Origin of the sequence: Phenylobacterium sp. (genome assembly GCF_016793225.1) — a bacterium.
Lineage (GTDB): Bacteria > Pseudomonadota > Alphaproteobacteria > Caulobacterales > Caulobacteraceae > Phenylobacterium.
In genome coordinates this window covers 26,129-41,086 of record NZ_JAEUMN010000069.1, presented here as the reverse complement: position 1 = coordinate 41,086, position 14,958 = coordinate 26,129, and the positions used below count along the sequence as shown (strand labels likewise).

Below are 14,958 nucleotides of genomic sequence, written 5' to 3'. Positions count from 1 at the left end.
CTCTCCCGGACCGGGTTCACGAGGCGCCGACTATGCCTGCGCCGCCGCGGCCTGGCTACTGCGACGCGCCGCGGGCTTCGACGCGGACGATGTCGACGAGCACGTCGTCCTCCACGAGGTGGAAGACGTCGTAGCGGTCGAGCGTGGGGTCGATGTGGCCGGGCGCGAAGGCCACCCGCTCGCCGCGGGCGACGGCGGCTTCCGGGCGCATGAGCAGGCCGTGCTCGTCCCCGAAGAAGCGGTAGGCGCAGCCCGCGAACCTGGGAGACAGCGGGACCGGCATGGGCCCCTCGGTGGAGAAGGCCTTCAGCCCGGCGTCGACCGTCACCCACCTCGGGTGGTTGGCGGAGATCACGGTGGAGACGATGGTCGCCGCCTGCTCGTAGGCGCCCTCCGGGTCGCTTCCGAGCGCCTCGCGGTACTCCCGGTCCATGAAGGCGTACGAGCCGGGCTGGACCTCGTTCAGGACCCCCTGCGCGGCGTCGGCGGCGAAGGTGCCGGTGCCGCCGCCCGTGACGACGTCCACCGTGCCGCCGGCGGCGCGGATGGCGGCGATGGCGGCCAGCAGCGTCTCCATGCCGGCGGCGACGGCGCTGGCGCGCGCGTTCGCGCCTTCCATGTGCTGCCAGTTCCCGCCGTAGCCCTGGACGCCCAGGAGACGCAGGGCGGGCTGGGCCAGGACCGCGCGGGCGACCGCGGCCGCCTGGGCGGCGTCATGCACGCCCGTGCGGCTCAGGCCCACGTCCACGTCGATGATCACCTGGATCGGCGTGCGGGCCGCGGCCGCCAGCTCGGCGGCGGCGTCGGGGTGGTCGATCGCGATCCGGAAGTCCGGCAGGGTGGCCGCGAGGTGCGCCGCCCGGGCCGCGTTCAGCGAGCCCGCGACGGGGGAGGTGACGAGGATCCGGCCGATCCCCTCGGCGGCCAGGGCTTCGGCCTCGGCGAGCTTGGCGCAGCAGACGCCGACGGCCCCGGCGGCCAGCTGTCGGCGGGCGAGGGCCGCGCACTTGTGGGACTTGGCGTGGGGCCGAAGGGCAAGGCCCGCCTGCGCCGCCCGCGCGGCCATCTGGGCCACGTTGCGGTCGAAGGCGGCCAGGTCGATCACGGCGGCGGGCGTCGGGATCGCTTGGGCCGAGCCCGGTTCGCCCAGCGTCTGCAGGGCCGCGGCGATGTGCGGCCGGGCGGCGAGGGGGCCCAGGCGGTCGGCGACCTCTTGCGCCCCCGGCGGCATCAGTCGCCCATGTAGGCCGGCATCCAGCCCTCGTGCGCGGCGCGAAGCTCGTCCAGCGGCAGGTCGAAGGCGCCCTCCACGACGATGGCCGCGCCTCCGGCCTCGCCCAGGATGGCGGCGGGGACGCCGGCGGCGCGGGCCGCCTGCAGGACGGGGGTCGGGTCGTTCAGCGCCACCAGGTAGCGGGCCTGATCCTCGGCGAACAGGGCCACCCAGGCGGGCCCTTCCAGCCGCAGCTCGCAGCCGACGTCGGAGGCCAGGCACATCTCGCAGACCGCCGCGGCGAGGCCGCCGTCCGAAAGGTCGTGGACAGTCCGCAGCGCGCCCGCCTCGATCAGGCCGCGGACGAGGTCGCCGGTGGTCTTCTCGAGCGCCAGGTCGACCGGCGGCGGCGCGCCGTCCTCGCGGCCGGCGACCTCGCGCAGGTACATCGAGGCGCCCAGCTCCCCGCGCGTCGCGCCGACCAGGACCAGCACGTCGCCTGCCTTGAGGTTGGAGAAGTCGGCGCGTTTCGCGGAGTCCGCGATCAGGCCCACGCCGCCCACGGCGGGGGTGGGCGGAATGGCCGCGCCGTTGGTCTCGTTGTAGAGGCTGACGTTGCCGCTCACGACCGGGAAGTCGAGGGCGCGGCAGGCCTCCGCCATGCCGTCGATGGCGCGGACGATCTGGCCCATGATCTCGGGCCGCTCAGGGTTGCCGAAGTTGAGGTTGTCGGTGATGGCGATGGGCGTGGCGCCCACGGCGGTCAGGTTGCGCCAGGCCTCGGCCACGGCCTGCTTGCCGCCCTCGAAGGGGTCGGCCTGGACATAGCGGGGCGTCACGTCCGAGGTGACGGCGAGCGCCTTCCTCGTGCCGTGCACGCGGACGACGCCGGCGTCGGCGCCGGTGGCCGAGTCCTCCAGCGTGTCGGCCATGACGTGGCGGTCGTACTGTTCCCAGAGCCAGCGTTTGGACGCCATGTCGGGCGAGGACATCAGCTTCAGCACGGCGGCCTTGAGGTCGCCGGGCTCGTTGACGTCGGCCAGCGTGAGGCGCGGCGGCGGGACCGGGGCGGTCCACGGGCGGTCGTAGAGCGGCGCGTCGTCGAACAGCGGCGCCAGCGGGACGTCGGCGACGGTCTCGCCGTGGTGCTTCAGGACCAGATGGCCGGTGTCGGTGGTCCGGCCGATGATGGCGGCGTCCAGGCCCCACTTCTCGAAGATGGCGTGGCCGTCGCGCTCGCGGCCGGGCTTCAGGATGGCGAGCATCCGCTCCTGGCTCTCCGAAAGCATCATCTCGTAGGCGGTCATGCCCTCTTCGCGCTGGGGCACGGCGTCGAGGTCGAGCTCGATGCCGACGCCGCCCTTGCCGGCCATCTCGACCGACGAGGAGGTGAGGCCGGCTGCGCCCATGTCCTGGATGGCGGCCACGGCGCCCGACGCCATCAGCTCCAGCGTGGCCTCGATCAGCAGCTTCTCGGCGAAGGGGTCGCCGACCTGGACGGTCGGGCGCTTCTCCTCGGCGTCCTCGCTGAACTCGGCCGAGGCCATGGTGGCGCCGTGGATGCCGTCGCGCCCGGTCTTCGAGCCGAAGTAGACCACCGACAGCCCGGCGGCCGGCGCCGCCGAGTAGAAAATCTTGTCGGCGTCGGCCAGGCCCACGCACATGGCGTTGACCAGGATGTTGCCGTCGTAGCCGCGGTGGAAATTGGTCTCGCCCGCCACGGTGGGCACGCCCACGCAGTTGCCGTAGCCGCCGATGCCGGCGACGACGCCGGACACCAGCCGCCTGGTCTTGGGGTGGGACGGGTCTCCGAAGCGCAGCGCGTTCAGGAGCGCGATCGGCCGCGCCCCCATGGTGAAGACGTCGCGCATGATGCCGCCGACGCCCGTCGCCGCGCCCTGATAGGGCTCGATGAAGCTGGGGTGGTTGTGGCTCTCCATCTTGAAGATGCAGGCCTGACCGTCGCCGATGTCGATGACCCCGGCGTTCTCGCCCGGTCCCTGGATCACCTTCGGGCCGCTGGTCGGGAACTTGCCCAGGTGCTTGCGGCTGGACTTGTAGCTGCAGTGCTCGGACCACATGACCGAGAACACGCCCAGCTCCACGTCGTTGGGCTCGCGGTTCAGCCGCTTGACGATCAGGTCGTACTCGTCGGGCTTCAGGCCGTATTCGGCGGCCTTTTCGGCCATGGTCTTGGCGGGGGCGGCGCTCATGGACGCGGCTTCTAGCGGGACTCTCCCGCAAGGGCGAGGGGGCGACCGCCGCGGCCGCTCACACGCCGAACTCCACCCACAGGGGGTAGTGGTCGCTGATCCGCCAGGAGAGCTGGTTGCGGTTCAGTCCCGTCAGCACCGCGCCCTGGAAGTCGATGCCCCCGGCCTGGCGGAAATCGAGCGTCAGGTAGGGCTTGCCCTTGACCGTCTGGAACCAGGCGATCTGGTCGAAGAAGCTCCCGAGGTCGGGCTTGTCCAGCGACGACGACAGGGTCCGTGGGATCCGCTCGAGGCCAGGGGCGGGCGTGAGCCCCGTCGAGGTGAACGCCTGCCACAGCGGGTCGTCGCGGCGATCGATGTTGAAGTCGCCCATGCAGATCAGGTTCTGGCCGTAGTCGTCCATCTGCTCGGCCCAGTTCCGCAGCCACCTGGCGATGGCGCGCAGTTCGCCGACCCGGTCCGACGGTCCGGCGCCGTAGTTCACGTGCAGGGTGACGAGCACGAAGGTCTTGCCGTTGGCCAGGAAACTGACGGCGTAGGGCGTGCGGACGAACTGCCGCTGGAAGGCGTTGGCCGGGTCGGCGAGCGGGTCGTTGAGGTCCTCCGGCACGACAAGTTCGCAGGCCAGGCCCGAGAGCTTCACCCGCTCGCTGTCGAAGATGAAGGCGAGGCGCTCGCCGTTGCCCGGGTCGCCGCGCGTGACGTCGGTCATCACGAAGCCCCAGCGCGGGCCCATCTTCTTGAGCACATGGCGCAGGGCGCGGAGGTTGGCCTTGACCTCCTGGACCGCGATCACGTCGAAGCGGGAGAGGATCTCGGCGATCAGGACGGCGGCGTGGAGGTCGCGTCGGGGCGAATCGCCCTCGGCGCTCGCCCACTTCAGCGTCAGGTCGCCGAAGGCCCGGATGTTCCAGGTCGCGATGAGGAGGTTGCCCGCCGTCTTCGGCGGCACGTGGGCCATCCGCGGCGCGAGGGCGGAAAGGTCGTCCAGCACCGCCTGCGGCGGCGGATCGGTGATCTGCGGCATCGGCGCGCTCCGGCTCGGCGTCCGCGAGCATGGCGCGGGCGCGGCGGCCACGGCAAGGCTTGGCGCGCCCCGTGGGCTTGGGATCGGAATTCGGCTATCCCACCCGCGACGATGAACGGGAGAGCGGAATGACGCGGCGGGTTGCGAGCATGACGGTGGCGATCGCCGCCCTGGGCCTGATCTCGGCGACCCAGCCGACGGCGGCGCCGATGGCGCAGGACACGACGGCGCCGGCTCCGGCCGCCGCCCCATCCGGCTACCTTCCGCGCGGCGGCGCGCCCAGCAGCCTGGCGCTGGTGCCGCCGCCTCCGCAACCCGGGTCCGCGGCGCTCGCTCGCGACGAAGAGGCGAACCGGGCGGCGGTGCGCACCGGACCGCGCTGGGAGATCGCCACCCTCGACGCCGACCTCAGCACCCCGGCGGCGGTGCAGGCCTTCTCGTGCGCCGCCGACGTGGACATCAGCCAGGCCTCCACGCCGAGGCTCTACGCCCTCCTGCGCCGCAGCCTGATCGACATGGGCGGCTCCACCTATCCCACCAAGACCAAGTACCTGCGCACCCGCCCGTTCGCGGCCACCGGCACGGCGATGTGCACGCCGGCCTACGATGCGGTCCTGCGCCGGGACGGTTCCTACCCCTCGGGCCACAGCGCCATCGGCTGGGGCTGGGGGCTCATCATCGCCGCGGCGGCGCCCGAGCGGGCCGAACAGATCCTCGCGCGCGGCCGGGCGTTCGGGCACAGCCGGCTGATCTGCAACGTCCACTGGCTGAGCGACGTCGAAGAGGGGCGCGTGATGGGCGCGGCCACCGTCGCCAGGCTGCAGGCCGTCCCCGAGTTCCGCACCGACCTCGAGGCGGCGCGGGCCGAGATCCTGGCTGCGCGGCAGGCGGGGAAGCGTCCGACGCGCGATTGCGCAGCCGAGGCCGCGGCGCTGGCCGGCGGATGAGCGCCGCTTGATTTCCGCCGGCGCCTCGTGTCCGTTCGGCGCGAGGCGAGGGGGGACAACCATGCGCGGAAGCATCCTGGCGGCGGCTTGCATCGCGGCGGTCGCGTTCGGAGGCGGCGCATCGGCCGCGCCCTCGGCGGCGAAGCTGAAGGCCGAGGCGGCGGCCAAGGTCGAGTCGCAGGCCAAGCTGGGCCAGGTGATCGTCGACACCGTCTTCAGCTTCGGCGAGCTGGGCTACCAGGAGGTCGAGACCTCCCGCTATCTCACCGATCTCCTGGAGAAGAACGGCTTCACCGTCACGCGCGGGGTCTCCGGCATGCCGACGGCCTGGACCGCCACCTGGACCCAGGGGTCGGGCGGCCCGGTGATCGCCTTCGGTAGCGACATCGACGGCATCCCCAAGGCGAGCCAGACGCCGGGCGTGGCCTATCGGAAGCCGATGGTGGAAGGCGCGCCGGGCCACGGCGAGGGACACAACTCGGGCCAGGCGGTGAACATCCTCGCCGCCCTCGCGCTGAAGGACATCATGGCCCGGGAGAAGATCCCCGGCACGCTGATGCTGTGGCCGGGCGTGGCCGAGGAGCTGGTGGGGGCCAAGGCCTGGTTCGTGCGCGACGGCATGTTCAAGGACGTCGACGCCGCGATCTTCACACATGTGAGCGACAACCTGCAGACCAGCTGGGGCCGTCCGCTGGGCACCGGGCTGGTCTCGGTCGAGTACACCTTCAGCGGCGAGTCCGCGCACTCGGCCATGGCGCCCTGGCGCGGCAAGAGCGCGCTGGACGCGGTCGAGCTGATGAACCTGGGCTGGAACATGCGCCGCGAGCACCTGCGGCCGCTGCAGCGCTCGCACTACGTGATCTCGGACGGCGGCGACCAGCCCAACGTGGTGCCCTCGAAGGCCAGCGTCTGGTACTTCTTCCGCGAGATCGATTTCGAGAACATCTCCCGGAACTTCGCCCTCGGAAACCGGATCGCCGACGCTGCGGCGCAGATGACCGACACCACCGTGACCCGGCGCATCGTGGGGACGGCGGCCCCGCGGCACTTCAACAAGCCGATAGCCCTGGCGATGAAGGCCAACATCGACAAGGTGGGCCTGCCGACCTGGACCCCGGACGAGCAGACCTTCGCCCGCGCGGTGCAGAAGCTGGTCGGCGGCGAGGAGAAGGGCCTGGCGACCAGGCTCGAGCCGCTGAGCGCGCCGGCCGATCCGCCGGTGAGCGGCGGCTCGGACGACATCGGCGACATCTCGTGGACCGTGCCGACCGTGGTCCTGCTCTATCCGTCGAACATCCCCAGCCTGCCGGGCCACAACTGGGCCAACGCCATCTCGATGGCGACCCCGATCGCGCACAAGGGCGTGGTGGCCGGGGGCAAGGTGGCGGCGATGACGGCGCTGGACCTGCTGCTGGACCCGAAGCTGATCCCCGCAGCCAAGGCCTACTTCGAGACCGAGCAGCCCAAGGAGGGCAAGTACGTCCCGGTCATCGGGCCGGGCGACAAGCCGATGATCGAGCGGAACGCCGACATCATGGCGCAGTTCAGGGACCGGATGCGGCCTCTCTACTACGACGCCTCGAAGCACCCGACCTACCTGGACCAGCTGGGGATCAGGTTCCCCGAGCTGACGCCGCCGAAGCCCTGATCGTCCGGGCCGGCGCGGGTGGGCGGAGGATCGCCTACCGCGTCTGCCCGCCGTCCACCGGGACCACCGCGCCCGTGATGAAGCTGGCTGCGGGGCTGAGCAGGAAGGCCGCGGCCGCGCCGATCTCCTCGGGCTTGCCGTAGCGGTTCAGCGGCACCTCGCGCTTGATCCAGCGGGCCCAGGCCTCGGCGCGCGGGCCCGTGGCGTTGGCCTCCCAGGTCCCGCCCGGGAAGATGATGTTGCCCGGCGCGATGGCGTTGACGCGGACGTTCTTCGAGCCGGCGATGCGCGCGAGCTCCTTGGTCATGTGGTTCATGGCCGCCTTGGCGGTGCCGTAGGTCATGGCGGTTCCGAGGGCGCCCAGGCCGGCGATCGAGCTGATCAGGAGCACCGAGCCCTCTCCGCGGGGCGTCATGACGCGGAGCGCGGTGCGGGCGAGCCGCCAGGCGCTGTCGAGGTTCTGGGTGAAGCCCGCGTCCCAGGTCTCGTCATCCACCTCGAAGCCGGGCGGGCAGGGATAGAGGCCGACGTTGGCCACGGCGCCGAAGATCGGCCCGAGCTCGGCCTCCGTGCGGGCGACGGCGTCCTCGATCACCTTGGTGTCGCGCATGTCGCCGCTGATCGCGAGCAGGCGATCGGCGCCATGGATATCCGCCAGCCGCGCGCGCTCGGCCTCCAGCGCCTCGGCGCCGCGGGCGGTGATGGCGAGCCTGGCGCCTTCGGCCAGGCAGGCCTCCACGATGCCCAGACCGATGCCGCGGCTGGCGCCGGCGATGAAGATGACCTTGTCCTTGAGCCCCAGGTCCATTCTGTCTCTCCACGATGACGGTGCGGCGGGGCGTCGGCGCTACTCGCGCCCTTCCAGGATCGCCAGGGCCTGCTCCGCCAGCGCCCCGCAGCCGTTGATCGCCTCGCTTTCGCGGGCCGAGTTGCCCGAGAGGATGCGGCGGTAGACGCCCTGGCTGATCGAGGCGAGGCGGAAGATCGAGAACGCCATCAGGAACGGCCAGTCCGGGATTTCGCCGCGGCCGGTGCGCTCGCAGTACTTCGCCACGTACTCGGCCTCGGTCGGGATCCCGCTGGTCGCGAAGTCGACGCCGTCCAGGCTGCCCCAGCCCGGGGAGTGCGAGCGCCAGATGAAGGCGTTGTAGGCGATGTCGGCCAGCGGGTGGCCGATGGTGGAAAGCTCCCAGTCGAGCACCGCGATGATGCGGTTCTCCGTGGGGTGGTACATGACGTTCTCGAGCCGGTAGTCCCCGTGCGCGATCGAGACCGACTGGTCGGCCGGGATGCGCGCCGGCAGCTTCTCGATGAGCGCGTCCATCGCCGGGATCTCTTCGGTCTTGGCGCCCTCGTACTGGCGGGTCCAGCGGGCGACCTGGCGCTCGAAGTAGTTGCCGGGCCGGCCGTAGTCGCCGAGGCCCACCGCCTCGAAATCCACCTTGTGCAGCCTGGCGAGGGTGGCGTTGAGGTCGTCGTAGATCTCGGCCCGGTCCTTCGGCGACAGGCCGGGCAGGGTGGCGTCACGGAAGATGCGGCCCTGCAGGTAGTCCATCACGTAGAAGGTCGCGCCGATCACCTGATCGTCGTCACAGAGCGCCCGCATCTTCGGCACGGGGATCTGGCCGTCGAGGGCCTTCATCACGCGGTACTCGCGGTCGACCTGGTGGGCGGAGGCGAGCAGCTGGCCCGGCGGCTTCTTGCGCAGCACGTAGCGGTGGCCGGTGGCGTCGGTCAGCAGGAAGGTCGGGTTCGAGGCGCCGCCCTGGAACTGCTTGACCACCAGGGGGCCGCGGTAGCCGTCGACGTTGGCCGCCATCCACGCCGCGAGGCGCGCCTCGTCGAAGCGGTGGGCGGGCAGGACGTCGCGGACGGGAAGGTCATCGCTCATGGCGCGGACCGTGGCCTGCCGCCGTAGCGGCAGTCCAGGCGGTTTTGCGTGAGGCGGCAGCGGCCGTTGATCGGTTGACCTCCCCTCGCGGAAGGCGCGGACTCTCCGATGGAGCGGTCCCAAGAACCGCCTGGGAGGACGCCGATGCATACCCTGCCGCACCACTTCGAGTTCATGTCCGACGCCTGGCTGGCGGAGGCGCGGACGTGGTTCGAAACCCGGCGAGACCGCCTCGGCGAGCCGTTCTCGGTCTCGGAGCGGATGACGGATGCGCCGCCTCACCTCGGCCTGCCCGAGGACGTCGCGAGCTGGACGGTCCGTTGGGATGGGCAGGAGGTGTCCGTGGCGCGGGGCTTCGACGCCTCGGCGGCCGCCACCTGCGAGGGCGACTATCAGGCCGCGCTCATGGCGGCCCAGGTGGTGGGGCTGCAGGCCCCGGGCGCGGTGGACGCCATGCTGCGGGAGATCCGGACGGTGTTCGGTCCCGACGCGATCCGCTTCGGCGGCGCCGGCGGCATGCCCGAAAGCGCGGTCCGCCTGATGGGGACGTTCCATGACGACATGGGCCGCCGCACCGTCGAGAATCCGGACCTCGAGCACCGCGCCCGACGCCAGGGCCTGACGCGCCACATCCGCGAGATGGAGGAGCAGGGCTACACGGTGATCGAGCGGGCGATCTCCGAGACGTTCGCGGACCAGGTGCGCGAGGCGACGCTCCGCACCCTGACCCAGCACCAGGCCACGACGCTGAACTGGATGACCTATCACGGGCGCGAGTTCGAACAGCTCGTGCAGAACCCGCTGCTCATGACCCTGATCGACGCCTCGCTGGGGCGCGGCGCGGTGATCGCCTCGATCTCGGCGATCCGGCGCGGGCCCGGGCCGGGCTTCATCCCCATGCACACGGACTACGCCCACGTCCCCGAGCCCTATCCGGAGTTCTCGCTCACGGGCGTGGGCGTCTGGGCGCTGGAGGACTGGACCGTCGCCAGCGGTCCGACCTGGATCGTGCCGGGGAGCCACAAGCATCGCCGGCCGCCCCGGCCGGGCGAGGGGCACAACCAAGGCGTCCCCGTCGAGATGCCCAAGGGCAGCGTGGTCTACTTCCACCACGGCGTCTGGCACTGGCAGGGCGACCGGACCGAGGCGGGCGAGCGGGTGACCATCCACAGCCACTTCAACCGCGGCATCCTGCGCAGCCTGGAACCCAGGAAGACGGACGTGCAGATGCTCCACCGCAATCCGCCGCGCCTGGGCGAAATGCTGGGTGAGGACGACTGGTTCGACAAGATGAGCGCCGCGGGCCGCGACTACGGCCGGTTCGCCTACATGGCCCGCCTGCAGGCGTTCAACGACGCGAAGAAGCGCGAGATCCTGGGGCAGGGCGAGGCGCCGGCGGGACAGGACCTGGCCGCGCTGGTGAGCTGAGCGGCCCGCCGCAAGCCGCCCGGGCTACCGGGCGACCATGTCCTTCTGCAGCGTGCGGCAGGTGATCAGGAAGAAAACGCCGCCGACGCCGTAGATGGCGGACGTGATGAGCATCGAACGCTGGAGGCTCTGCGGGTTCGCGATCTCGCACACCGACCGCAGCTCAGGCGACAGACGGGCGCGCGCAGCCGTCTCGCACGCCTCGCGCGCGAGGTCGGGCGCGCCCAGGCCGGCCACCTGCAGCGAGAACAAGAGGTCGCTCAGCGCACCCATGAACAGCGGCCCCAGCCCGTAGCCCAGCAGGTTCACCACGAACAGCAGGATGGCGATCGCCACCGCCCGCGCCTGGGCGGTGACCACGCCCTGGCCGATCGTGTACTGGCCGGTGAGGTAGGAGTACTTGAGCGCGCCGCCGATGCAGAGCCCGGCCGCGCAGAGCCAGAGGTTCTGGGTCGTGAAGGCCAGCAGGTAGAAGGGCACGCTCAGCAGCATGCCCCACCCCGGCAGCCAGGCGATGGCGTTCGGGAAGCGCGGCGTCAGGCGTTCGGCGAGCCAGCCCGTGGCGAAGGTGCCGAAGGCGGCGATGATCCCCACCGGCACGTTGATGAGCACGGCGGCTTCGCCGGCCGAGAGGCCGAAGGTGCGGTTCAGGAAGAGCGACTGGAAGGTGTTGATCGCGTACCCGCAGAAGGCGGCGATGGTGGCGGCGACGGCCATGGTCCAGAACGAGCGCTTCGAGGTGATCTCGGCCATGGCGTCGGCGAAGCGCACCCGCTCGCGGCGCGGCGTGCCGGGCGGGTCGGTGAAGCCGCGGGGCGGCTCGCGCACCGTCAGCTTCAGGACGACGGCCACCAGGATGCCGGGCAGGCCCACGATGAGGAAGGCCATGCGCCAGCCGAAGGCGTCGGTGGCGGGTCCCCCGATGAGGTTGGCCAGCACCGTGCCCAGGGTCACGCCCATGGCGTAGTAGCCGAGCGCCGTCGCGCGCGACTTCGGCGGATAGTAGTCGGCGATCAGCGAGTTGGCCGGGGGCGTGCAGCCCGCCTCGCCGATGCCCACGCCGACGCGGCAGGCGAGCAGGACCCAGAAGGCGCCGATCGTGATCGAGCCGATGGTGATCGGCGCGGCGAGCCCGCAGAGCGCCGTCATCAGCGACCAGAGGGCGACGCAGATCGACATGATCCAGACCCGGTGCCGGGTCTCGGAGATCTGGGCGAGCGGGATGCCCACCAGGGTGTAGAGCAGGGCGAAGCCGAAGCCGGTCAGGAGCCCGAACGCCGTGTCCGAGATGCCGAGTTCCGGCTTCATCTGCGGGGCTACGACCGACAGCAGCGCGCGGTCGACGAAGTTCAGGATGTAGATGAAGAGCAGCGCCGTGAGCACGTAGCTGCGATAGGGCCGCGACCCGAAGCCGGTGATGTGGCCGCGCGGCTCTTCGGTCGCGCTGTGCGCGGTCATGATTCATTCCCCAGGGCGCCTGGCGCGGCGGATCCTATCCGCCCTGCTTTTCGCCCGGGAGGCAAGGTGGCCGGGCGCCTTCGCGCGCCGCCCAAAGAAAAACGCCGCCGGTGCGGGACCGGCGGCGCCATTCTCGACGTGATGGACGATCAGGCCTTGGCGAGCGCCGGGCGGCGGCGGCGCAGCGCGCTGCCGGCCAGGCCGAAGCCGCCGATCATCAGGGCCCAGGTGGAGGGCTCGGGGACCACACCGGCGATCCAGTCGGTGTGGATGTAGATCGGCACATAGCCGCTGTACTCGCCGAAGCTGGAGTTCAGGCCGGCGCGGATATCGCCGAAGCCGGTCCCGAACGTCAGGCCGTACGAGTTGATCGAGGCGAGCTTGCCGCCCACGAACCCGGGCCCGCCGGAGTCGCCGCCGGCGACGCCGGCTTCACGAGCGCCGAGGCCCCTGTCGCACCCGAAGCCGGAGGGAGCCCCGACCGCCGCGGCGATGCGGCAGGACTTGTCCTGCGCGGCGAGGCCGTTGTCGAAGTCGGAGACGAAGGAGAAGTCGATCTCGGCCGTCCCGAAGAAGTTCTCGCCGGCGATGATGTCGGTGAAGAAGCCGCCGAAGGCCGCGTCGCCCCAGCGGTAGTCGTAGGTGTTGTCGCCTTCGCGCAGGAAGCCGGTGCTCGGCAGCGTCGAGACGCCGAAGTTGCCGCCGACCTCCGAACGGCCGCCATAGCCGGCGACATTGAAGTCCGTGCCGGTCAGGTCGCCGTTGTCATAGAGCTCGTAGCTCTGGGCGAAGGCGGGCGCCGATTCAGCGAGGCGCAGGATGGCGATGTCGTTCTGGTCGATGACCTCGCCGGTGTACTCCGGGTTCACGAAGTACTGAGAGACGTCGACCGCGGTCGCGGCCGGGTTGAAGGGAACCCGCTCGTCGCCCTGCGTCGAGTAGTCCCAGAAGTAGGCCGTGGTGCTGACGAGATCCGCGTCGACGCCGCCGCCGCTGCTCACGCAGTGGCCCGCGGTGGCGATCGAGCGGCGGTCGCTGAGGAGGCTTCCCGAGCAGATGAAGGCGCTGCCGTTGCTGTACTGCATGATCAGCGCCGCGACGCCGCTGTGCTGCGCGGGGTCAGGCAGGTAGGTCGCGTCGCCGCCCGGACCGAGGCGGACAGTCGGAGAGGGCGGAATCACGATCGTTCCGGCCCCGGTCGGCGTCACGCCGATGATGCGGCTGGTGGCGGTCCACGTCATGCCGTCCCGTTCGCCGCTGATGCTGTTGGCTTCGGCGGACGCTCTCGACGATGCGACGAAGCTGAGGCCGTCGCGGCCGCCCGAGACGGTCTGTGCGTGCGCGACCGATGCCGCCGCCAACGCACTGCCGACACCAATGGCGAGCCCGAGGGCTCGGCCAAGCTCATATTGTGACATTGTTACCCCCACAAACGCAGTGTGACCTCCACTTCACGTTGCGGCGAGGCCCACGTCAAGACCTCGTCAACAAAGTCACGTGGCAGGGGAAATTTTCGCCCGACAGTTGCGCAAACGCAGCCGGATTTCGCCTCAGGCGCTCGCGAACACGCTCTGGAAGAGTATGGCGCCGTCGGCGGAGCCCAGGTCGGACTCGAAGGCCCGGTCGGGATGCGGCATCAACCCGAGTACGTTCCCGGCTCCGTTGATGATTCCGGCGATGTCGCGGGCCGAGCCGTTGGGATTCGAGACGTAGCGGAAGACCACCTGGCCTTCCCCTTCGAGGCGGTCGAGCGTGGCTTCGTCCGCGAAGAAATTTCCCTCGCCATTGCCGACCGTCATCATGGCTTGCCGGCGGCCCTGGTAGCCCGCGGTGAAGCGCGTCTGGCTGTTGGTGACTTCAAGCGCCACCGGCTTGCAGACATACTTCAACCTCTCGTTGCGCAGCAGGGCGCCTGGGAGCAGGCCCGCTTCGCAGAGGATCTGGAAGCCGTTGCAGATGCCGACGGTTGCGACCCCGCGCCCGGCGGCGGCCTTCACGTCGGCCATGATCGGCGAGAGTGACGCCATGGCGCCGCAACGCAGGTAGTCGCCGTACGAGAAGCCGCCCGGCAGGACCACGAGATCGACGCCGTCGGGCAGCGTGGTCTCGCCGTGCCAGACCATGTCCACGTGCGCGCCGGTCGACCGCTCGATGGCCACCTTGCAGTCGCGGTCGCAGTTCGATCCCGGGAAGACGATGACGGCGGCTTTCATGCCGCGCGCGTTAGCATTGTTTGACCGACCGCGCGAGGCGGCAGAACGGCCTCAGGCGCAGACGTCCAGGACCGGCGCCGCGGGCCGGCCATCCGGCGCGGGGTAGGGGGCGCGGAAGGTGAAGGCCGCCGGCGTGGGGCCGAGGCGCTCCAGGCGTTCCAGGGCCGCGAGGCCTTCCTCGACGCTCGGCGTGTGACCGGCGGGCGTCCACCAGAGGGCCATGTAGACGTCCATCTTCTCGAACCACTCGGCGCGGCGGCGCATCACGCTCCGGTGGTCCGAGCGGTAGACAAAGGCGGCGAGAGCGTCGAGGTCGCGCCACAGGCTCATGTTGACGATCAGGTTCGGGTCGTCCGCGCTTGGCTGGATGTCGGTGGCGTCGCCCCCCGCGCCCACCAGGCGCCACACGAAGCCAGGGGCGCCGTCGGCCAGCGCATTGATGCGGTCCAGACTGGACGCGAAGTCCGCGATCATCGGGTCGTCGATCGGGGCTCGCAGGCGGCCGACGTTGATCTGCGCCAGGTTCCACGCGTTCATGGGGTCGATCCCTTTCGGGTCCACGTCTTCAGGCTCTCGAGATAGGCGATGAGCTCGGCGAAGGCCGCCTTGTCGCCGTAGGCGCAGCCCGAGGTGTGGATCCCCGTGGCGGCGCGCTGGATGACGATGGCCGGATGCGCCGGGGAGCCCGGCCGCGTGACCAGGTAAGAGGTCCGGCCGTCGGCGCTGGAGTAGTAGTGATAGGGCTCGGCGCCCACCACGCCCGCGGGAACCAGCTTGGGTTGGGCCGTGACCGCGGCGACCTGGGCTTCGAAGGGCTGCGCGCAGTCCAGGTCCATGTAGGCGACCGGCGAGTCCGCCTGAGGACCACTGGAGCAGGAGGCGAGCAGGACGGCGGCGGCGACCGCGGCTCGGCGCCGCAT

Annotated in this window: 13 protein-coding genes; 3 read left to right on the top strand and 10 right to left on the bottom strand. The window is 71.0% G+C overall.

Features of this window, described 5'->3' with window-relative positions:
- Nucleotides 1-55 precede the first annotated feature (55 nt).
- The 3 genes from JNK30_RS07630 to JNK30_RS07620 are packed head-to-tail and all read right to left on the bottom strand — an operon-like array spanning nucleotide 56 to nucleotide 4,453.
- Entirely contained in the window at nucleotides 56-1,231 is a 1,176-nt protein-coding gene (locus JNK30_RS07630) for an alanine racemase (RefSeq protein WP_293481463.1), read from the bottom strand.
- Nucleotides 1,231-3,426: a phosphoribosylformylglycinamidine synthase subunit PurL gene (purL, locus tag JNK30_RS07625; protein WP_293481462.1), complete on the bottom strand. Its 2,196-nt coding sequence runs from the start codon at nucleotides 3,424-3,426 to the stop codon at nucleotides 1,231-1,233. Before purL ends, JNK30_RS07630 begins: the two co-directional genes overlap by 1 nt.
- 58 nt (nucleotides 3,427-3,484) lie before the next feature.
- Entirely contained in the window at nucleotides 3,485-4,453 is a 969-nt protein-coding gene (locus tag JNK30_RS07620) for an endonuclease/exonuclease/phosphatase family protein (protein ID WP_293481461.1), read from the bottom strand.
- 128 nt (nucleotides 4,454-4,581) lie between these two features.
- On the opposite strand from JNK30_RS07620, the gene JNK30_RS07615 reads away from it, so the two are divergent.
- Nucleotides 4,582-5,400: a phosphatase PAP2 family protein gene (locus tag JNK30_RS07615; RefSeq protein ID WP_293481460.1), complete on the top strand. Its 819-nt coding sequence runs from the start codon at nucleotides 4,582-4,584 to the stop codon at nucleotides 5,398-5,400.
- Between the two features lie 61 nt (nucleotides 5,401-5,461).
- Nucleotides 5,462-7,048: an amidohydrolase gene (locus tag JNK30_RS07610; protein ID WP_293481459.1), complete on the top strand. Its 1,587-nt coding sequence runs from the start codon at nucleotides 5,462-5,464 to the stop codon at nucleotides 7,046-7,048.
- Between the two features lie 34 nt (nucleotides 7,049-7,082).
- On the opposite strand, the gene JNK30_RS07605 is transcribed toward JNK30_RS07610, so the two are convergent.
- Nucleotides 7,083-7,856 (bottom strand): SDR family NAD(P)-dependent oxidoreductase, encoded by a 774-nt coding sequence (locus tag JNK30_RS07605; protein ID WP_293481458.1) that lies wholly within the window; start codon nucleotides 7,854-7,856, stop codon nucleotides 7,083-7,085.
- 39 nt (nucleotides 7,857-7,895) lie between these two features.
- The gene (locus JNK30_RS07600) at nucleotides 7,896-8,939 is read right to left on the bottom strand and encodes a phosphotransferase (RefSeq protein WP_293481457.1); all 1,044 of its coding nucleotides are present in this window, start codon (nucleotides 8,937-8,939) and stop codon (nucleotides 7,896-7,898) included.
- A 144-nt stretch (nucleotides 8,940-9,083) separates the two neighbouring features.
- On the opposite strand from JNK30_RS07600, the gene JNK30_RS07595 reads away from it, so the two are divergent.
- Nucleotides 9,084-10,367: a phytanoyl-CoA dioxygenase family protein gene (locus tag JNK30_RS07595; protein WP_293481456.1), complete on the top strand. Its 1,284-nt coding sequence runs from the start codon at nucleotides 9,084-9,086 to the stop codon at nucleotides 10,365-10,367.
- 24 nt (nucleotides 10,368-10,391) lie between these two features.
- On the opposite strand, the gene JNK30_RS07590 is transcribed toward JNK30_RS07595, so the two are convergent.
- The 5 genes from JNK30_RS07590 to JNK30_RS07570 form a co-directional block, all read right to left on the bottom strand.
- On the bottom strand, nucleotides 10,392-11,825 hold the full coding sequence (locus tag JNK30_RS07590; RefSeq protein WP_293481455.1) for an MFS transporter: 1,434 nt from the start codon (nucleotides 11,823-11,825) through the stop codon (nucleotides 10,392-10,394).
- 149 nt (nucleotides 11,826-11,974) lie between these two features.
- Nucleotides 11,975-13,066, bottom strand: a complete 1,092-nt coding sequence (locus JNK30_RS07585) for a trypsin-like serine protease (RefSeq protein ID WP_293481454.1) — start codon at nucleotides 13,064-13,066, stop codon at nucleotides 11,975-11,977.
- A gap of 309 nt (nucleotides 13,067-13,375) precedes the next feature.
- Nucleotides 13,376-14,038: a phosphoribosylformylglycinamidine synthase subunit PurQ gene (purQ, locus tag JNK30_RS07580; protein ID WP_293481453.1), complete on the bottom strand. Its 663-nt coding sequence runs from the start codon at nucleotides 14,036-14,038 to the stop codon at nucleotides 13,376-13,378.
- A gap of 51 nt (nucleotides 14,039-14,089) precedes the next feature.
- Entirely contained in the window at nucleotides 14,090-14,575 is a 486-nt protein-coding gene (locus JNK30_RS07575; RefSeq protein WP_293481452.1) for a DUF3291 domain-containing protein, read from the bottom strand.
- Complete coding sequence (locus JNK30_RS07570) at nucleotides 14,572-14,958, bottom strand: hypothetical protein (protein WP_293481451.1); 387 nt, start codon at nucleotides 14,956-14,958, stop codon at nucleotides 14,572-14,574. The genes JNK30_RS07575 and JNK30_RS07570 overlap by 4 nt, the downstream gene beginning before the upstream one ends.